This is a genomic window from Enterococcus sp. AN402 (genome assembly GCF_040719405.1).
Lineage (GTDB): Bacteria > Bacillota > Bacilli > Lactobacillales > Enterococcaceae > Enterococcus > Enterococcus faecalis.
Genome location: NZ_JBFDTM010000004.1, coordinates 939,606 through 959,737, shown reverse-complemented (window position 1 = coordinate 959,737; position 20,132 = coordinate 939,606). Strand labels below are relative to the sequence as shown.

The 20,132-nt window shown below is 37.9% G+C and carries 17 protein-coding genes; 7 read left to right on the top strand and 10 right to left on the bottom strand.

The window, feature by feature from the left end:
• Window positions 1-45 precede the first annotated feature (45 nt).
• Entirely contained in the window at window positions 46-822 is a 777-nt protein-coding gene (locus tag AB1I62_RS06040) for a threonine/serine exporter family protein (protein WP_025187328.1), read from the top strand.
• An 11-nt stretch (window positions 823-833) separates the two neighbouring features.
• Window positions 834-1,295, top strand: a complete 462-nt coding sequence (locus AB1I62_RS06035) for a threonine/serine exporter family protein (protein ID WP_002377734.1) — start codon at window positions 834-836, stop codon at window positions 1,293-1,295.
• A gap of 31 nt (window positions 1,296-1,326) precedes the next feature.
• Here AB1I62_RS06035 and AB1I62_RS06030 read toward each other — a convergent pair whose 3' ends face one another.
• The 4 genes from AB1I62_RS06030 to AB1I62_RS06015 all read right to left on the bottom strand — a co-directional run bounded on the left by AB1I62_RS06030 (window position 1,327) and on the right by AB1I62_RS06015 (window position 5,673).
• Window positions 1,327-2,094 (bottom strand): ABC transporter ATP-binding protein, encoded by a 768-nt coding sequence (locus AB1I62_RS06030; RefSeq protein ID WP_048737804.1) that lies wholly within the window; start codon window positions 2,092-2,094, stop codon window positions 1,327-1,329.
• Window positions 2,091-2,978: an ABC transporter permease gene (locus AB1I62_RS06025; protein WP_002357879.1), complete on the bottom strand. Its 888-nt coding sequence runs from the start codon at window positions 2,976-2,978 to the stop codon at window positions 2,091-2,093. Before AB1I62_RS06025 ends, AB1I62_RS06030 begins: the two co-directional genes overlap by 4 nt.
• Window positions 2,979-3,002: 24 nt before the next feature.
• A complete protein-coding gene (gene trpX / locus AB1I62_RS06020; RefSeq protein WP_010712341.1) occupies window positions 3,003-3,992 on the bottom strand; it encodes a tryptophan ABC transporter substrate-binding protein in 990 nt (329 codons plus the stop codon).
• A gap of 1,021 nt (window positions 3,993-5,013) precedes the next feature.
• A complete protein-coding gene (locus AB1I62_RS06015; RefSeq protein ID WP_048737831.1) occupies window positions 5,014-5,673 on the bottom strand; it encodes a hypothetical protein in 660 nt (219 codons plus the stop codon).
• A 219-nt stretch (window positions 5,674-5,892) separates the two neighbouring features.
• Here AB1I62_RS06015 and efbA point away from each other — a divergent pair, with 219 nt between their 5' ends.
• The 3 genes from efbA to AB1I62_RS06000 all read left to right on the top strand — a co-directional run bounded on the left by efbA (window position 5,893) and on the right by AB1I62_RS06000 (window position 8,439).
• Window positions 5,893-7,605: a fibronectin-binding protein EfbA gene (gene efbA / locus AB1I62_RS06010; protein ID WP_048737802.1), complete on the top strand. Its 1,713-nt coding sequence runs from the start codon at window positions 5,893-5,895 to the stop codon at window positions 7,603-7,605.
• A gap of 155 nt (window positions 7,606-7,760) precedes the next feature.
• On the top strand, window positions 7,761-8,024 hold the full coding sequence (locus tag AB1I62_RS06005) for a hypothetical protein (RefSeq protein ID WP_002381957.1): 264 nt from the start codon (window positions 7,761-7,763) through the stop codon (window positions 8,022-8,024).
• A gap of 73 nt (window positions 8,025-8,097) precedes the next feature.
• A complete protein-coding gene (locus AB1I62_RS06000; RefSeq protein ID WP_002391631.1) occupies window positions 8,098-8,439 on the top strand; it encodes an iron-sulfur cluster biosynthesis family protein in 342 nt (113 codons plus the stop codon).
• A gap of 38 nt (window positions 8,440-8,477) precedes the next feature.
• Here the strand turns inward: AB1I62_RS06000 and AB1I62_RS05995 are convergent, their stop codons facing one another.
• From AB1I62_RS05995 to AB1I62_RS05985, 3 genes are all read right to left on the bottom strand, one after another.
• Window positions 8,478-8,936 carry a DUF441 domain-containing protein gene (locus AB1I62_RS05995; RefSeq protein ID WP_002357887.1) on the bottom strand — a complete coding sequence of 153 codons (459 nt, stop codon included), beginning with the start codon at window positions 8,934-8,936 and terminating at the stop codon, window positions 8,478-8,480.
• Window positions 8,937-9,409: 473 nt separating this feature from the next.
• Window positions 9,410-10,459 (bottom strand): oxidoreductase, encoded by a 1,050-nt coding sequence (locus AB1I62_RS05990; protein WP_010712336.1) that lies wholly within the window; start codon window positions 10,457-10,459, stop codon window positions 9,410-9,412.
• A gap of 24 nt (window positions 10,460-10,483) precedes the next feature.
• Entirely contained in the window at window positions 10,484-11,917 is a 1,434-nt protein-coding gene (locus AB1I62_RS05985) for a glycoside hydrolase family 1 protein (RefSeq protein ID WP_010825178.1), read from the bottom strand.
• Between the two features lie 242 nt (window positions 11,918-12,159).
• Here AB1I62_RS05985 and AB1I62_RS05980 point away from each other — a divergent pair, with 242 nt between their 5' ends.
• Together AB1I62_RS05980 and AB1I62_RS05975 are read left to right on the top strand one after the other, a co-directional pair.
• Window positions 12,160-12,873, top strand: coding sequence for a GntR family transcriptional regulator (locus AB1I62_RS05980; protein ID WP_002366529.1), 714 nt, complete (start codon window positions 12,160-12,162; stop codon window positions 12,871-12,873).
• A 270-nt stretch (window positions 12,874-13,143) separates the two neighbouring features.
• Window positions 13,144-13,674 (top strand): DUF5067 domain-containing protein, encoded by a 531-nt coding sequence (locus AB1I62_RS05975; RefSeq protein ID WP_033595033.1) that lies wholly within the window; start codon window positions 13,144-13,146, stop codon window positions 13,672-13,674.
• Between the two features lie 32 nt (window positions 13,675-13,706).
• Here AB1I62_RS05975 and AB1I62_RS05970 read toward each other — a convergent pair whose 3' ends face one another.
• Genes AB1I62_RS05970 through AB1I62_RS05960 form a run of 3 tightly spaced genes read right to left on the bottom strand, consistent with a single transcriptional unit; the run spans window position 13,707 to window position 20,131 of the window.
• Window positions 13,707-14,672 (bottom strand): LacI family DNA-binding transcriptional regulator, encoded by a 966-nt coding sequence (locus AB1I62_RS05970; RefSeq protein ID WP_002382203.1) that lies wholly within the window; start codon window positions 14,670-14,672, stop codon window positions 13,707-13,709.
• A gap of 15 nt (window positions 14,673-14,687) precedes the next feature.
• Window positions 14,688-17,963, bottom strand: a complete 3,276-nt coding sequence (locus AB1I62_RS05965) for a cellobiose phosphorylase (protein ID WP_048737800.1) — start codon at window positions 17,961-17,963, stop codon at window positions 14,688-14,690.
• Window positions 17,964-17,980: 17 nt separating this feature from the next.
• Entirely contained in the window at window positions 17,981-20,131 is a 2,151-nt protein-coding gene (locus AB1I62_RS05960; RefSeq protein ID WP_048737798.1) for a glycoside hydrolase family 3 N-terminal domain-containing protein, read from the bottom strand.
• Between the last annotated feature and the right edge of the window lies 1 nt (window position 20,132).

Here is a 20,132-nt window from a genome sequence, read left to right as displayed (position 1 = left end):
GCGTACAGTTCTTAAAAAAAATGATACACTAAAAGTGAACTCGAAATGAAAGGAGCCATTCCTTTGGTTAATAGCGAAAAAAGAAAACAATTAATTATTGATACATGCATTTTAGCTGGAAAAATTATGCTGGAAAGCGGATCTGAAGTATATAGAACCGAAGATACAATTACTCGGATTGCAGCAAATGCTGGTGAGCCAGAGAGCGTTTGTTACACGACGGCTACAGGGATTTTCGTGGGTTTTCGTTCCAGTAATTATACGCAATTAGAAAACATCCCCCAGCGCTCGATTAATTTGGAAAAAGTTAGCCTTGTCAATCAGTTATCAAGAGAATTTGCGCAAAAAGAGATTACTCTACCAGAGCTTTATCAGCGCTTAACTCTATTAGAAACAGATACCCCCACTTTTTCAATTTCGTTACGCTTGTTAGCAGCCGGAATTGTTAGTTGTACGTTAATGTACATTTTTGGTGGCACTTGGCAAGATTTTATTGCAACTTTTTTTGTTGGCGGGATTGGCTATGCCAGTTATCTTTTTACCCAAAAGTTATTCCAAGTTCCTTACCTCGATTCATTCGCAGCCGCTTTTGTCATTGGTTTGTTGGCCTATTTGGCTGTGCATTTTCGCTTAGCAGTCAACATCGATAATATTATTATTGGTGCGGTGATGCCGTTAGTTCCAGGTGTGGCGATTACGAACTCTTTTCGCGACATTTTAGCCGGCCACCTCATCAGCGGGACGGCGCGAGGGACAGAAGCTATTTTTATTGCTGGGTCTGTTGGCCTGGGAATTGCCTTGATTTTTAAATTATTTATGTAAGGAGTGTTCAAATGGAACTAATTTTTCATCTTCTCTTTAGTTTTTTAGCGACTGTGACGTTTGGTATTATCACGAACATTCCTCGTAAAGCACTGGTGGCTTGTGGCATTACTGGCATGACAGGCTGGATGATTTATTATCTCTTAACGCAAACTTTTGATGCTAGTCAAACCTTTGCAAACTTTTTAGGAACGGTCGGATTAGGAATCGCTAGTATCTTTTTTTCCCGTTACAAAAAAATGCCGATGATTATTTTTTATATTCCAAGTTTGGTTCCTTTAGTGCCAGGAGGCCCTGCCTATCAAGCGGTTCGGAGCATTTTATTAGGAAATATTGATGACGGTTTGCAGTTGATTTTAAAAGTTGTCTTTACTGCTGCAGCTATCGCAGCGGGCTTTATGGTGACCTCGCTACTGGAACGAATTGTCAAACGTTTTTTCCCCAAGCGACTCTTCCGATTGGTCAAAAAATAAAAAAACAAGCTCATTTTCTGAGCTTGTTTTTTTATTCTACTTCTTCAAAGAACAGCAACAAATCTTGTAGCGTTAATTGTGCTTTTTCAGCAGCGTTTAAATCTTGAACAATTTTACCTTTTTGTAAAACAATTAAACGATTGCCATATCGTAAAGCATCTTCCATTCGATGGGTAATCATTAAACAAGTTAAGTGCCCTTCTTCAATCCGTTGTTCCGTTAAGTGCATCAACTGCTTGGATGTTTTGGGATCTAAGGCAGCAGTATGTTCATCTAAAAGTAATAATTCTGGTTTTGTGATAGTGGCCATTAATAAACTTAAGGCTTGGCGTTGACCGCCAGAAAGGTTACCTGTCGGTGTATCCAGATGATTTTCCAAGCCATTGCCAACTTCTTGACAGATTTTTGTAAACAAGGCGCGTTGCTCATTTATCTTCCGTAATGTTAAGGGACGTTTTTGTCCGCGTTTCATGGCAAGCAATAAATTTTCTGCCACAGTCATTCTTGGTGCTGTCCCCATTTTAGGATCTTGAAAAACACGCGCTAGAGATTTGGCCCGTTTGACTTCAGAAAGATTGGTGCGATTGACTCCTTCAATTAAAAATTGTCCTTCTGTTAGTGTCAAAGTTCCTGCTAAACTATTGAATAGCGTACTCTTGCCTGCGCCATTTCCACCTAAAACAGTAATGAAGTCCCCAGGATAAATGGCTAAGTTCACATGATCCAAAATCACTTTTTTTTCATTCATCCCATTATCAATGATTTTTGTCGCATTTTTTAATTCAACAACTGGTTTCATTTCGTTTCCCCCTTATCAGAAAAGCCGTGTAGTCGTAATGCTTTTTTTAATTGCGGGATCATTAAACAGATTGCTAAAATCACTGCTGAGAAGATTTTCAAATACGTTGTATCAAAGCCTAATTTAATCACTAATAAAATCAATAGTTGATAAATAATACTGCCTACAACAATCGCCATCAACCGTTCACCAAACGTTAATTCTCCAAACAGTACTTCACCAATAATGAGTGAAGCTAAGCCAATTACAATGACACCGGTTCCTTTACTTACATCCGCATATCCATCATTTTGGGCAATCAAAGCGCCAGATAAGCCAATCAAGCCATTTGATAAAACCAATCCTAAAATTTTCATGCGATCCGTTTGAATGCCAATCGAGCGAGCCATTTCTTCATTGTCGCCTGTCGCAATATAGGCTTGTCCTAAACTAGTATTAAAGAAAAATAACAGTAAAATCATTACCACAGCCAAAACACTAATCCCTAAAAAAATAGTATCATAATAATCTGGTAAGGCCATTTTTTGAAAAACATCTTGAATCTTCGGTTGGTTTAGTAAAGACTTATTTGGCGATTTCATCACAAATAAAATCACGGAATTTAAACCAGACATCACTAAAATTCCTGCTAAAATAATTGGAATTTTTCCTTTTGTAAATAGTAAACCAGTCACTAAACCGGCAAGCATTCCTGCGCCGACCCCTAAAAGAGTCGCTACAAATGGTGAAACCCCTGTTGTAATGGCAGTTACACAAACCGCCCCTCCTAACGGAAATGAACCTTCTGTGGTCATATCTGGAAAATTTAAAATACGATAAGTCATAAAGATACCTAGACCTAACAAGGCCCATAACATTCCTTGTCCAATTGCTGAAACAATCATCGCTTCTCCTACTTTCTTTGATAATTAGTTAATCAATTTCGATTTTTTTGCTAACTCTGCGGGAATCGTAATTCCTAACTTTTGCGCTTGTTTTTCATTGATAATTGTGTCGCCTGTATTAAAGGTATAAATGGGTGTAGTTGCTGGTTGACTTTTTCCAGACAGAACCTCTGCTGCCATTTTGCCGGCTTGTACCCCCAACGCATGTTGATTAATCCCAACAGTTGCTAAACCGCCTTGTTCTACCATTGTATCCACCGAAGGAATAATCGGCGTCTTAGTTCGATTTGCTTCTCCGACTACCGTTTGCATGGCATTAGCAATCGTATTATCAGTTGGTATATAAATCACATCTGTTTCCTTAGTCATCACTTGAACCGTTTGTGCAATTTCATTACTTGATGGCACAGCATATGTTTTCACTGTCAATCCTTTGGCTTCAGCTGCTTTCTGCGCTTCAGCTACTTGGTATCGAGAGTTTTCTTCTGAGGAAGCATAGAGAATACCTATTTTTTTGGCAGCTGGTATCAATTCTTTTAGTAAATCCATCTGGGCTGACAAAGGAGATTGATCACTAACACCCGTAATATTACCGCCTGGCTTTTGATTGTCTTTCACCAATCCTGCACTAACAGGGTCCGTAATGGCGCCTAAAATGATCGGGATTTCTTGGGTAGTGTTGGCTAACGCTTGCGCAGCTGGCGTGGCGATGCCAATTAAAACGTCTGCCTTTTTTTGTACTAATTGTTGACTCATGATTGCTAACTTACTCTGGTCGGCTTGACCATTTTGAAAAATAATTTCTAAGTTTTTGCCTTTGTCATAGCCATTTTCCTTTAACCCTTCCTCAACACCTTTATAAATTTCATCCAATGCGGGGTGACTGACAAACTGCAAAACCCCTACAGTAACTATGTCTTTCTTTGAATTCGTCACTTTTTGATTCACAAAAAAAGCACCAATTAAATAAATAGCTAATAAAGACACGACAAACGTTAAACGTTTATTTTTCATTTTGCATTCTCCTAACTGCCCTTTTGTTTGGCAACTTTTTCTTTTTAATAATAAAACCATTATCTATAGGGCGTTTCTTCCGTTGAAAGTGAAACTGAGATTCATAATCCTCTGCTTAGTCAAAATCCTAGGAACACTTTTTTACAAATGTCAGGATTTAGCTGCGACGAGGATCGCAATTTTGGTGAGAATCGCAGGAGCACTTTTCTACGATTGTGACAACGTTCTCTTCGCTCACCTTGTACTACTCATCACTCTTGAAGGCCAAACTGCGGCGAGTATACGCAGCCTGCATCTACTCTGTCACTTCGTGTCAATCGTAGTGCTTGTCAGGATTTAACTGCGACGAGGATCGCAGGAGCACTTTTTCTACGATTGGGACAACGTTCTCTTCGCTCACCTTGTACTACTCATCATCTACTCTGTCACTTCGTGCCAATCGTAGTGATTCGTAGCAAAAAAACAACGACTTATCCTAAGTGTTTAGGAGTGGTCGTTGTTTTTTTGCAAAACAAAAACCACATAGATGGGTCCTCTATGTGGTCGTTTTTTCTTCTTGAATATAACCAGCATAGATACACTTTTTAGAATAAGTCTTCTAAAGTTGTATCTATGAAAGAATCATACATACAACTATCTACGCCAGTTTTGCCATGATTGGTGCATTTCTTTTACGTTAGATAATTGTGTCATGTATTTTCCCTCCTAGTTATGTTGTTAAAGGTAGTCTACACTATATTGATTTTGTTCGTCAAGAAAAAGTTTTTATTTTCTTGCATTTCTTTTACTTCTAAAAAACGAGCCACTCTTATGAGAGGCTCGTTTTTCTTTATTTCAGCATATTTACCACTTAATTGTTTCGGTTTCTTTCAATTTTCACGGGAACTTTAACTGCTTGTTTTTGCGATTGAATCAGCCATAAACTTACTAAAATCGTCATTGAAATTACTAATGCCATCGAAAATCCCCTCTTTCTAATTCCTTAAAACTTTCTACAATCTAAGTTTAACATAGCTAGCTATTATTCACCAGTTTCTGGTACTGTATCAGTGCTTTCTGTCGTCGTTTCAGTAGATTGAGCAACGCCAGTCGTGCTGGTCGTCGTCTGTGTTTCAGCGGTCTTTGCTGCTTCTTTTTCAGCTTCTTGCGCCGCTTTTTGCTGGTCTTTCAAAACGCCAGCCATTGGTAATCGATTTAATTCTGGTATTAATTGTGTTTTTAAATCCATAGATTTTTCGACAACCGTCCGTGTCTTTTCTTTGCCATTTTCAAAGAAAACAAGCGTAATCTCATCGCTGCTAACATTGTATTGCTCTTGTGCTTTGCCAGCATTATAAATTAACGGATAGATATACAGCGAACGATGAAATTCATTCATTTTATCTGAATTAAACAGCTTCACCATTTGATCGTATTGCTTGCCAGATGGTTTAGCAAACATGACTGACATGGCTCCTGTTTCTTGGATTTTCTTGTCTGCTGTTTTGTAATCTAAGACACTGACTTTCTCTGATTTGATGGGTCCTGCGACTAACGATTCAACTTGAGCAGCTCGAATATTTTTTTGCATCGTTGGAATAAAAATGATTGAGCCAATTATTAATACTAATGCTACAATAGCGGTAATCATTAACAGTTTTCTTTGTCTTAATTCATAAAGTGCCTCTTTTAGTTCTTCCATAAAATTATTCAACTTCTAATCGCTCCTCGCTTTTAGTTCTTATCTATTATACTAATCATTTTCTTTCTTGCCTACCCTTGCGCTTTAATTACTAAAAAAACCAGCAAACTTCCCCAGCTTTCTAAGGAAAACCCAACTCCTTTTTAACAAGCTTCTTTCTTAAATTCAAAAACTCCGCTATAATAAAGCTATTAGTCGGAAAGAAACGAGGGATTTATTATGTCATTTGATGGCGTATTTACTCATAGCATGGTTCATGAGTTGACAGAAACACTCGTAAGTGGCCGGATTTCAAAAATCCATCAGCCTTATGAAAACGAAGTCGTTTTAGTCATTCGTGCGAAAGGTAAAAACCATAAATTATTATTATCAGCACATCCTAGTTATGCGCGCATACAACTATCTACAATTACCTATAGCAATCCAGAAACACCTCCTAATTTTGTGATGATGTTACGAAAATTTCTAGACGGTGCCATTTTAGAAACGATTCAACAAATAGAAAATGATCGCGTGATTCACTTCACCTTTTCAAAAAGAGATGAACTAGGTGACTTACAAAATATTGTTTTGATTGTTGAATTAATGGGACGTCACAGTACTATCGTTTTAGTTAACCAATCTTCTGGAAAAATCTTAGATGCGATAAAACACATTGGAATGAGCCAAAATAGTTATCGTTCGTTGCTTCCTGGAGCAACTTATATTGAACCGCCAAAACCAATGGGACTTAATCCGCTCACGGCCTCAAAAGAAGAAGTCTTTGCGCTTCTTTCTACAGCTCCTGAATTAAACGGACACTATTTACAACAACATTTCCAAGGTCTAGGCAAAGATACAGCAGACGAATTAAGTGCCCGTTTACTTGCACAACCAAATGAAAAAATGGCCATCTGGACGGAATTTTGGTCCTCAGTCACTGAAGCTGTTGTACCGACATTAACAGTTACTGAAAAAAAAGAATATTTTACGCCCATTCCTTATCAATCATTAGTTGGTGAACAAACAACGTATGCGACACTCAGTGAATTACTAGATGCCTTTTATTCTGGTAAAGCAGAGAAAGACCGTGTCAAACAACAAGGCGGCGAACTAATTCGCAAAATTGAAAATGAACTAAAAAGAAATCAAAAGAAACTTAAAAAATTACAACAAACCTTAGCCGATACAGAAAACGCTGAAAATTACCGTCGCGACGGAGAACTATTAACAACCTTCATGGCACAAGTCCCAAAAGGAGCCACCGAGGTGGAATTACCAAATTATTATGAAGAAAATGCACCGTTGCGTATCTCGCTAAATCCTGCACTTTCACCTAATCAAAATGCACAAAAATATTTTCAAAAATACCAAAAATTGAAAAATGCTGTCCGAGTTGTTAAGACACAAATTCAGCAAACACAACAAGAAATTTCTTATTTAGAGTCAGTTGTGGCACAACTTGAAATTGCGACACCAATGGACATTGAAGTGATTCGTGAAGAACTGATTGAACAAGGCTATTTAAAACGTAAAAAAAATAAAAAACAAAAACAGCCGAAAAAAAGCCAACCCGATCTTTTTTATGCCACAGATGGCACACCTATTCTCGTTGGAAAAAACAATTTGCAAAATGATCAATTGACTTTACGAACCGCTAAAAAAACTGATTATTGGCTCCATGCCAAAGATATTCCTGGATCTCATGTAATTATTCGTGACGCACATCCTAGCGAAGAAACCCTTACTGAAGCCGCACTTCTAGCAGCTTATTTTTCAAAATATCGACTTTCTTCACAAGTGCCTGTTGACTATGTCCAAGTAAAACATGTGCATAAACCCAATGGAGCAAAACCAGGTTATGTGATTTATGAAAACCAACGAACGTTATATGTGACGCCAACAGAAGAATCGATCAAAAAAATCCAGCAAAATAAGGTTTCTGCTTCCTAATTATATTAAACTAAAAAACAACGTACTGCCGATTGATCGTACGTTGTTTTTTTGCATTGGTAAAAACATTTATCAAGTGATAAATAACACAAGTAAGCTCAATTAGTTTACAAACTAGCTATTTCTCTCTATACTGACTGTTGGAGGTGAAATTCATGGTCTTTTTACACATTATTTTTGGGATGTTTGCCTTTATTGGCGCTTTAGGTTTAGGTGTCGCCTTCCGCGATAGCTTTACAGAACTTTCAACACCAAAGAAAGCAGCGATTATTTTATCTTACGTAGGTGCGATTGGTTCAACAGTCCTAGGGTTCACATCAGCAACAAAAAATCCATTTGTTTTAGCTGCAACAGTTGTCTTAGTTGTCGCCTTTTCTATTGCTCTTTTCAAAAAAAGCAGTAAAGAAACAAGCAAATAACAAAACCTTTGAAGAGCGGCATAGCGACAAGCTACCCTCTTCCTTTTACATACTATTTAAAGGAGTGAGGCAAATGTCTCTGACTATTTCTGAAGAAGTAAAACAACGTTTAGCCCCTTTCTTAACTGAAACGAACACCTTCTTGTTGGTAGCAAATGACGGCTCTAATCCTTATTCTTCCGCAGAAGGTTGTTGTATGATTGGCGATCGTTTCATTATCGTTCCTGTTGATCAAGCAGAAGCGCCTTATACTGAAACAATTGCTAATGATTCTTTTCACGTCTATACTTCGACGTATGACCAAATGTTTTTAACAGGGCATTTACAGCTAGTGATTCATCCGAATGCGGGAACCATTACTTTAAAAAATGAAAGTGGCATATTAGATAGTAATGTGGACATTTATCAACACTAAAAAAGCAAACAAAACGTTTACGCGTTTTGTTTGCTTTTTTAGTGTTGAAAGGCTTGAAAGGTAGTAATGATTACGTACATCATCCCCGATGCAATAATCGGACCAGCTGCAATTCCTTTTAAAAAAACGACGCCAAGAATCGTTCCAAAAACTAAGGCCACCGTAATCTCAGGCGATTGATTAATTAAACCTACTCCTTTTGAGGATAAAACAGCTACCAGAATTCCACAAAGTATCCCCAGCCATCCCATCGGTGTTTTGAATGATTGGATTAAATCCTTTAAGCCAATTTGTCCTGTAGCAATCGGGACTAAAATGGTAATTGAAATAATTGTGACACCTAAATTAATGCCTTTATCTGACAACCACGACATGATTTTCGCACTATTTGGTAAAGCTTTTAAAGCAAGCACAACAACTGACGCAATTAATAAACTTTGATTTTTTGCAACAAACGCAATCAAGGCAATCAGTAGTAAAAAAAGCCAACTTTCCACTGGTTGTCCTCCTTTCTGATTTGGTTCTTTCGTTAACCAAACTTTCTTGTCTTTCCTATTTTAGCAAAGAACCTCTTTAATTACCATTCAGCTTCAGTAATTATTGTCTTTTTCACCCGAATCTTGCTTAGAAAAAACGAGTTAAAAATTAATTTTTTCTCATAACAAGCCTTTTTCTCTTTGAAAAATTATTTTATGAAGTATACTAATATTAACTATAAAGTAGTTTACTTGCATTTATACTGGATATTCGATATCCTATTTAAGGCTCTTCAATTGAGCGAGCATCACAAAAGACATTTTAGTAGCAATTCTTGGGGAAGTAGTGCTACTAAGATGTCTTTCCTTTTTTTATTTTTACTAACAATATACGTTTCTTATATTAAAATTCACAATTCTTTATAAATAAAAGCGCCTGCCCCACAGTTGTCTGGACTGTGGGTCAGGCGCTTTTCAAGTCATTTAAATACGCTTTAGTTTTCTTTCAAACGATAAACACTTGGACTTGGGTTAAGGAAACCAGCTTCTAAAATTTCGATGTTAGTTAATGCTTGCTCTTTAGTTACTAGTTGCGGTGCACCATTTTTCAACGTTTCATAGACGGCATCATAATAACGACCGTAATCACCTACAGGCGTTTTAATTTGTTTTTTAATCCAGTCGCCATTGCCATTACGGTAAGTCACTTCTCCATAATACATTGGTGAATCTTCTCCAAAGCCTGGTGCATCCGGCATGATTCCGGCTTTTAAATCATTTTCTTGTTGATCTTCGCCATATTTGATGAACGAGCCATTGCTACCATGAACAATAAAACGTGGATACGGACTAGCGACAGAATGATTCGTTTTAACTTTTACTTTTAATTTTGAACCATAATGTAAATCGACGTCAAAATAATTATCGACTGCCTCACTCACTTCATTATTACGAATATCATAAGTGACTTGATCTGGACGCCCGAAAAGAGCAATCATGCGATCCATTAAATGAATGCCTAGTCCGTAAAACGAACCATTTTCTTTAGGTCCTTGTTCCGTGATACTTCCTGGTCGATAATAATCAATATGTGTTTCCACTTCATTGATTTCTCCTAAAAAGCCTTGCTCTACTACTTGCTTCATCGCTAGGTAATCGCCGTCGAAACGTCGATTTTGATAAGGCATCACTACTACCCCTTTTTCTTGCCCTAAAGCAAATAATTCCTCTGCGTGTTCTAACGTATCACAAAATGGTTTTTCCACAATCACTGATTTACCAGCTAAAATGGCTTGTTTGGCTAAATCATAATGTGTATGCGCAGGCGTACAGATTGTGATCAATTCAATTTCTGGATCCGTTAATAATTCATTAAGGTCAGTGGTAAAATTTACGCCTTTTTCTTTAAAGGGCGCTGCTGCTTTTTCATTAACATGTAAATCGAAAATTGTTTTCACTTCTAGTGTTTCTCGAATCATTACGTAAGGTAAATGGTAGCGGTTGGCACTTTTACCAAATCCAATAAACCCCATTTTTACTGTCATATTTTCCACACTCTTTTCTTATAATTAGATAAGTCCATTTGTTTCAATGACTTTTTGATACCAATAATAACTGTCTTTCGGGATTCTTTCTAAGGAACCTTTTTGTGTTTCATCTTGATCCACATAGACAAAACCATAACGCTTTTGATAGCCGTTGAGCCACGACAGTAAATCGGTGTAACTCCATGTACAATAACCAATAACTGAAACACCATCCGTAATCGCCTCTTGAATCGCTTGGATATGGCTTCGTAAATAATCAATGCGATACGTATCATGAATTTGTTTATCTTCTGTTAAGGTATCATATTCGCCTAACCCATTTTCAGTAATTAAAATAGGCACTTGATAGCGACTAGCTAATCGTCGTAAGGCAATTCTCAAACCTTGCGGGTCAATGGCCCAATCCCAGTTCGTCCGTTCAACATATGGATTATTTACTTTTTTAAATAAACCCGGTACCCCAGATTCCGTTTCAGAACCCTTTTCACCCGTTGTGTTCATCTTCCCTATTCCGACGCCATCTAATGGATTAGCAGCAACCGTATCCGTCCGATAATAATTAATACCTAGAAAATCAGGTTTGGCTGAACGTAGTAACGCTAAATCGCCCTCTTTTATCGTTGGGGCCACACCTTGCTCCTGTAAGTAATTTAATGCGGCAATTGGGTATTCTCCCCAAAGATAGACATCTAACCAAAAATGCGACAACAAATCTTCTGCATTTTCAGCCGCTAAAACATTGGCAGGATGCGCATCAACGGCATAAACAGGCGTATAAGCAAAGCTAGGGCCAATTTTGCCAGGCATTTCTAATTCATGAAACGCATTAATCACTGCTGCATTGGCTAAATTAGCAATATGATTGGCCTCATACATCCGTTTATTATCTGTTACGCCGGGAGGATGCACGGCTAATTGATAACCTAACGAAGTAAACACATTTTGTTCGTTTAAACTAATCCAATAGCGAACTTTGCCACGGAAAGCGTCAAATAAAATTTTCGCATAGGCCACAAAATCAGCAATAATTTTTCTTGATTCCCAGCCACCATATTCTTTTTGCAAAACAGCTGGCAAATCCCAATGATATAAAGTTACCATTGGTTCAATTCCTGCCGCTAACAACTCATCAATTAAATCTGAATAAAATTTCAGTCCCGCTTGATTTACTTGACCACGTCCTTCAGGTAAAATTCGTGTCCATGCTATCGAGAAACGATATGCTTTTAAACCTTGTTGTTTCATTAAAGCCACATCTTCTTTGAAACGATGATAATGATCGACGGCTAAATCACCAGTTGTCTCTTTGAACGTTTTTCCTGGTAGCCGAACAAATTCATCCCAAACAGATGCGCCTTTGCCGTCTTCACTCCAAGCACCTTCTACTTGATAAGCTGCCGAAGCAGAGCCCCATAAAAAATCTTGCGGAAATGCTTTTAGTTGATGATGTTCCATTGTCATACCTCCCTCTTTTCTGTGCTGCCCTTTTATTGTAAAAGGTTTTCACAAAAAGTACCAATCAGATCAATAAGTTCTTCTGTTTACTTTTAAAACTATATAGTTTTAAAAAGAATAAGTCAACTACTTTTATTTAAGTACTTGATTATTAAGTGGTTACGTTAAAAATAAATATATAGTTTTAACATGTTAAATTCATGGTATAATGAGAGAAATACTGGTGATAAAGGAGGACTCTGATGCGGACAAATACACGTTATAAAGAAATTTATGCAGCTATAAAACAGGATATCGAAGCAGGTGTTTATCCCATTAATCAAAAGTTACCCCAAGGTCGTCTTCTTGCAGAAAAATATCAGGTCAGCGAACTAACCATTACAAAAGCCTTACATTTGCTTGTGCAAGAAGGTTATGTTGTCAGACGACGTGGCTCGGGCAGCTTTGTTCAAGACTTTCAAAATCGAACCATTACTAAATTTTCTCCGTTAACCGGCACTTACTCAACCTACGATGGAAAAGTTGAATCCGTGGTTTTAGGCTTTGCAACAGAAGTACCTGAGCCTTGGGTGACTGAAAAATTAAGTATCACAGAAGAAGAGTTAGTCTACAAAATTATTCGTTTACGGATTATCGAAGATGTGCCCTCAATTATTGAATACACTTGGATGCCCGTTGCTTTAATTCCGAACTTGACAATGAAAGAATTGAAAGTCTCCATTTATCAATATATTTCGGAACAATTGCATCAAAAAATTCAAAGTGCGCGGGTCAGCATTTCTGGGATCCGTCCTTCTGCGTTGGAAAAAAAATATTTAAACTTAACCGATAATGATTTCCTGATGCGTGCAGAACAAATTGCTTACCTAGGCAATGGACATATTTTTGAATACTCAATTGCGAATCATATTCCTAGTGAATTCACTTTTGAAACTGTCTTAATTGCAGAAAAATAGAAAACTTTTATGTTGCCATTTCTCATTTCTAACAAAACGATCTCTTTACTTTGAGCCAATACTTTTTGTTAGAAATGTTTTTCTGCTAGTTAAAAATATTTTTCAAATTATATTTCCAAACATGAATTTTGATAAAAGTATTGCTATTTACTAGAACTACGATTAAAATATTGCTTGTAGCACTCTTTTTTATATAGATACAAGCAATTTGTTTTTTACATAGTCAATCAACCAAAGTGAGGACTTTATATGAGGAAACCCTACATTTTAATGAGCTTACTCGTTCTAAGTACCTTATTAAGTGCTTGTTCAACTGTAAGTGGCAGCCCAGCAAGTCAAAGTGCGCCCGCACCTGATGAAGTCTTGGCGACAAGTATTGGGACGTATGAAAATCGAACATTGTTGGTTCCAGATGGGCGTTTATCCTTAACTACCTTGCATAAAGGAAAAGATTATCAAGGCAAACCCATGTTTTATGTCCTGTTTGAATTAACCAATACAACCGAAAAAACACAAAATATTCAGCTAATGATTCAAAGTTTTATGGAAGTTAGTCAAACTGTCCACGGAAAAGCCCAAAATTTACAATATGCAGTCTTAACAGATTCACCTTTCCAAGACAAACTAGATCGTTTAGCAGATGAAATCAATCCTGGTGAAACAATCCAAGGTGCTTACCCGTATGAATTTATTAATGAGAACAAGCCGGTCCATTTTAAATTTAGAGATCGCCTTCTCAGTCTGGATGAACCCATTGCATCAGAAGAAATTACCATTACAGAAAAAAGTTTGGTCCGCTAGCTTAGCTAGCATTGGACCAAACTTTTTATTTATTATTCAGATGGAAAAGATTCTCCTTCTATAAAACGTGTGTAAATGTGTTCGCTCTCAGCAGCTTCTCCCCGCATTAAATGAATAATTTTCTCTGCAGCCACCATGCCCCATCGATGTTTAGAATAGGCAATTGTTGCTAATCGCGGTTGCACAAACGCACCTAGTTCAGAATTATCAAAACCAATCATCCGAATGTCTTTCCCCATTTGGTAATTTGTTTCTGCAACATATTTATAGACACCGATCGCCATTTCATCATTAAAAGCAAAAACATCGACTGGTTCTGTCTGTGGTTGACTCAAAATTTTTTTAGCAGCCGCATAGCCAGAAGGTTCGGTAAAATCGCCTTGGATAATTTCATAAGGTATCCCAAAACGAGTTAATTCTCGTGTACTAACAGCCAATCGTTCTTGGCTATCATAACCTTTTTCTGGTCCAGAAAGCAGAAGAACCTTTTTTGAACCCACATTGACAAATTGCTCAATTGCCTGCGTGGCACCGCCACGATTATCCAAGAGAACTTGCCGAATATTCCTATGCTCAGTGGTTCGATCAAGGACAACGATCGAATGGCCTCGTTCAGCAAATTTTTCAATTTCTTTTGTTGGAAATGTCCAATCTAAAATAATTGCCCCATCCACCATTTTTTCAGGAATGAAAAGATGTGACTTTTTACCGCTGCAGACAATCATCTCATAATCAAACAGTGCTAAGCCTTTCTTAATCCCCTCCAACAATTCACCATAAAAACTACCGCCATAATCGGCCAAATAGACACCAATAATATTAGTTTGACGACGTTTTAATGTGCGAGCGGCCATGTTAGGAACATAGTTTAGCTCTTCAGCAATTGCTTGGATGCGCGTTCGTGTTTCTTCAGTTACCTTTGAACTACCATTCAATGCGTAAGAAACGGTCGAGATTGATACGCCTGCTTTTTTTGCAATATCTTTAATTCCTACCATGGACTACTCTCCTTTCTAATGGTAAATTTCAATAACACTTGCTTCATTTAATAATGAAAGCACCTCGTCTTTTTGAACTTCCATTCCCCCTTCTCGATAAGGGTTTTCTTCAAATTTAAACGGAACTTCTTGACCATCGATAACTATTTTCGCTGACTGATTTGGATAAAATTTATATGTGACAGGTTTATCAAACAATTGGTAAGTTAGTGCTAAACCAGACAATTTTTCTGGTAACACGGGATCAAAAACCACACTTTGGGCCTTTTGCCGAATCCCTAAAACAGCTGTAATTAATTGATTTAAATAAATTCCCGGCCCGCTTGAATAAATTCGCCAACCACCTTTTACCCCAATACTTCCATCTTTTAGTTTACCAAAATTTTCTTGTGATTCATACCTTGTTTTAAAATCGCCATCGGAACTACTAAAATAGGCATTGGCTTGACGTAACTCTGCATTGTGAACCACTTCTTTTAATTGAACTGGATTGATTTGCATTAATGCTTGCCAGGTTTTGTCTCGCTGACCAATTTTCGCCATCGCTTCTGTATAGCGAATGTGCGCATGAACATACTGTAAGCCAATTTCGCGACCAAAATTAGCCGCCTGTTCTGCTCGTTTAAAATTAGTGCTCACACCGCCTCGATAGTTCGCTGGTTTGTTCATTAAACGCACGCCATCAGGAAACGTTAATTCTTTTTCAATAATTTCTAAATGATGACTTACTTGTTCCGGTGTTAATAATTCAGCTAACATACTACGAGTCATTGGCAATAATCGATATTGAATCCCTGTTTTTTGGTCATTTGGGTGAATCATTTGTTCAAAAGTTTCTGGCGTTTCCATATAAATAAACCCTGGAATCGTTTCATCCGCCAACATATATTTTTGAAAATCGTTCTTTATTCCTGCGACTAAAATTGCTAAGTGCTGACTATAAGTAGCATCGATTTCCGTAATTAAAGCCGCAAATTTTTTCAATACTTGATACGTTAAGGCAACGGTCCAACTACTAGCCATTTGCTCTTTAAGACGATTATCATAAGGTTGTAACGTGTCATCCCAATCGCCGTCACCGTAACAGGATAGAAAAGTTTCTGGTAAAAAATGTTGTTCAATATAATTTATTTCTTTTTTCAAATGTTCAAATAAAGATGCTGTTTCTTTTGTTTTGTGATTATCTTTGCGACTTGTATAAGGGATTTCCGTAGCTAAGATTGAATAATCTGCGGTTTGTTCCAAATAATCAGTCACTACTTTCAATGGCCAGACGATAATATCGCCATGGCTTTCACTGGCTTTTTGTTCTTCGTATCGGTCAAACATAAACCATTGCGGCCAGTTGCCATCGTCCTCAAATTGATTTTCAAATAGATGCTGAATAATGGAGGCCACGATCTTAGGCTGTTGCGTCGCAAAGAAAAATTCTGTCGGTCCTTGCGACACATCTCGTGTGCCCCAAGCTGCTCCACCATACTGTTCTAAGCCATGTGGCGACAAATAATGAACGAGCATATTATGAGTATACCAACGAGTTAATTGATTCATTTGCTGCACACTTGAGTCTGTGTGTGTTAACTCAAAATGATGTAACAAGCCATTAATGAATGCTAAATATTGACTTTCTGCTTTTTCAAAATCTAATGGTGTATTGACTAATGCTTGGTCCTCTATACTGCCCGTAATAAGTAGTGAAAATTTTTGGGTCTTTTCGATTGCCAAGACTAATAAGTCCGCTTCAGCTCCACCAAATAATGTGCTATCGGTTACTTGAAATGATTTATCAACTGTCAATGCATAGGTTAGTTCTGGGTAATAATTTTCTGTAGCAGAATGATTTCCCGTCACTCGAAGCATTTTGCCAGTTTGTTCTAATTGATAGGTTGGTACTTCTTCAGGTCCTAATAACAAATGGTTAGAAACAGCCCACATATACGCATCCTTTTGACTGGTCACTTCCAATTGAATCACTCTTGAATCAGGCGAAGTGAAGGTGCGTACACGAATTGTATCCTTTGGCAACTTATAATACCACGTAGCAGAGTTCAACCCCATTTCAAAAGCAGAAGGCATTGTTAGTAAGCGCCATAAGCCATTCTCTAAAATGTAGATTCGTTGACCAGAGCGTTTCATAACGTTTAAAGCGTTTCGGCTATTACTCATTAATTTGTTCATGGTTGTATTTCCTAAAACCACTTGTGAATTGAAAATGCCATACATATACACTGTCGTACTAAGCAAAGGTTCGTCAACCGTTAAGTCTTTACCACTTAATAAAATGTGGCCATGCGCTCTTTCCATGGCAATTTCTTTTTCTTGAAGAACAACATGATGGTAATTTTCCGTGAAAAAGGAATACGTCCGACCTGCTACTTTTTCAATTTGTGTCTGAAGGGGATAAAGTGCGGCCAACTCTTCTTCTGTTAATGGATTTCCTGTGATAGGTTCTCCTAAAAGTTTTGGAGGAAAGTCCTGTGTTTCTTTTAATGAATCGAATGTCACAGTTTCATAAATAGCTTGTAAGTCTTCTTTCGATAAAAAAGGTTCAGCTAATGCTTGCGGATGTGTTTCTGTTACCGCACCATAAAAAACAAATTCCTTACTTTCATTCGTTAATTGGACGGTTTCCGTTTGTAAAGCGGTGTAAGCAAATTCATATTGATAGACTTCATTTGCTAAATATCTTTTCCCCAATGCATCTGGTGTGTTTGTTTGTTTAAATGAACGGCCAAAAAATTGATAGCCATCCGTTGAGTAGCCTACTAATTTTTGAAAACTCCCTTGAATAAGGGCTGGAAACTTCTCATTTTGCGGTTGATTTTGTCTCGATAAAACAACAAGCTCTTCGCCCTCTTGCCAAATGTGATGATCAAGATACTGCGACACATACGCTTCATTTGACTGAACGGTTCCTTTTGTCGCTAAGCCAATATCTTGACCATAAACAATATCTACTAAGCCAGTTCCAGTGACATTAACCCGCCAGAACCATTGATTGCTTGGCCCCAAACGAAAGTCAACTTGGTAACGAACCGCTTCAAATTCACCCCGCCATGTCAATTGGTTATCTGAAAGATAAAAATCACTTTGACTGTTGGAACCAATCATTGGTCGATAATTAATTGTGTCCCCTGTAATTATCCGCAAATAGAGTTGGTTCATACTCCCGTCTAAAGGATTGCCTTCTAATTGATTAATCATCATGCCACAGCTATTCAATTCTTTTAAATCACCTGTCTCTAGAAATGTAGCGACTGTGTCTGCTTGCTTAAGCTTCTTTATCTGCATAACTTATCCTTCCCATCTTATTCATTTAACGTGACTGTTGTGGTTTGTACATCGCGACTATTTCCACCAATCATTACGATAAATTCACCTGCATCACTGGTTACCTGATTATCTGAATGAACATAGCGCACCATATCCTCTGAAAGAAGAAACTGAACTTCTTTTTCTTCCTTTGGTTCCAGCCAAACTTTTTGGAAATCTTTTAACTCTTTAATTGGGCGAACCACTTGTCCCACCAAATCACGTACATAAAATTGCACGGTTTCCTCTCCAGCGATTGGACTGTCATTTTTTACTAAAACAGAGACCGTGACTGGTTGTTCTTTGGTAAATGTTAATGCACTTAGTTGAATTGGTTGATAAGAGAAATGACTATAACTTAAGCCAAATCCAAAGGGATATTTAGCGTAATTAGAGACATCTAAATATTTAGAAACATATTTTTCTTCTGGTGCTGACTCATAAGGACGCCCAGTATTGTCGACATTGTAAAAAATTGGCACTTGACCAACCGTTTCTGGGAACGACATACTTAAACGACCACTTGGATTGTACTCTCCCCACAAAATTTCTGCTAGCGCATTGCCCCCTTCTGTTCCAGGTTGCCAAGCTTGCACAATTCCTTTTGCAACATCTATCCCTTGTAAATCTAAGGGCCGGCCACTGTAGACCGTGACAACAACATTGGGATTTTTCTCAATAATTTGTGCCACTACTGCTAATTGTTTTTCGGGTAGACGAATATCACTGCGACTGGCAGCTTCCCCACTCATCCAATCTGTTTCGCCTAGTGCCACTACTACTTTATCTGCTTGACTAGCTAACGTTAAAGCCTCTTCAATGGCCGCCGCGGTCGGTTCAAAGTAATCAAAAGGTTCTTGGGCAACTAGGAGATTTGTGGTTAATTTTTGGGCCCCAGCCACGAGGGAAATGGCTTCTTCTTTCTTTCCTTGCCATGACCAAGCCCCTAAAATATCTTGTGATTTGGCCCCTGGGCCGACAAGCGCGATTTTTTCTTGCGGTGTAAAAGGCAAAATATTTTCATTTTTTAAAAGAACCATTGATTTTTGAGCAATCTTTTTAGCTATTTCTCGATGTTCTTTGCTTAAAATCACTTCTGCTTCCGCTTGTTCATCCGCACCACGATAGGGATTTTCAAATAAGCCTAGCTCATTTTTTAGTTTTAAAATTCGCATAACTGCTTCATCAATAAGTGTTTCAGCAATCCGGCCTTCTTCAAGTAATTCTTTTAAATAATCTGGATAACACGTGGTCATCATTTCAATATCTACACCAGCTTTGATAGCCAATTCTGCTGCCTGTTTTTCATCTTTGGCAACGCCATGAGGAATTAATTCTTTAATCGCTCCCCAGTCTGAAATCACAACTCCTTCAAAGCCAAATTCATTTCGTAATACGTCTCTAAACAGCCATTGGTTGCCTGTAGCAGGAATCCCATCCACTGTATTGAAGGACGTCATGACAAGTTTTGCACCCGCATCTAATCCAGCTTTATAGCCAGGTAAATACATTTCTCTTAGCTGCCGTTCAGACATATCTACCGTATTATAATCCCGACCAGCTAAGGCACCACCATATGCCGCAAAGTGCTTCACGCACGCGGCTACTCGCCAATTGTCTTCTTTTAAATTTTCTCCTTGGTAACCTCTAACCATTGCAGCAGCTAAGCGGCTGTTGAGTAATGGATCTTCACCTGTTGACTCCATGACACGTCCCCAACGTGGATCGCGCACTAAATCAACCATTGGCGAAAAGGTTACATGTAATCCTGAAACAGCAGCTTCTTTTGCTGAAATCTCCGCCATTTTTTCAACTGCTGCTTCATCCCAAGTGCTTCCTAAAGCCAAAGGAATCGGAAAGATGGTTCTGAAACCATGAATAATATCCGCCATTAAAAGTGTTGGAATATTTAAGCGATGATTTTGCATATATTCTTTTTGAACACGTTTCGCTTCATTTGCACCGGAAACACCCAGTGTTGTCCCCGCCGTATCAATCGTTTCTTGACTTAGTCCTAGCTCTGACATAGGGCCGGTCTTTTCTTCTGCTTTATCTGAATAAAACGCTGCTGCTAATTGTAATAATTGATTAATTTTCTCATCAATTGTCATTTCTTCGACTAATTGAATCAGTTGATTTTCTTTCATA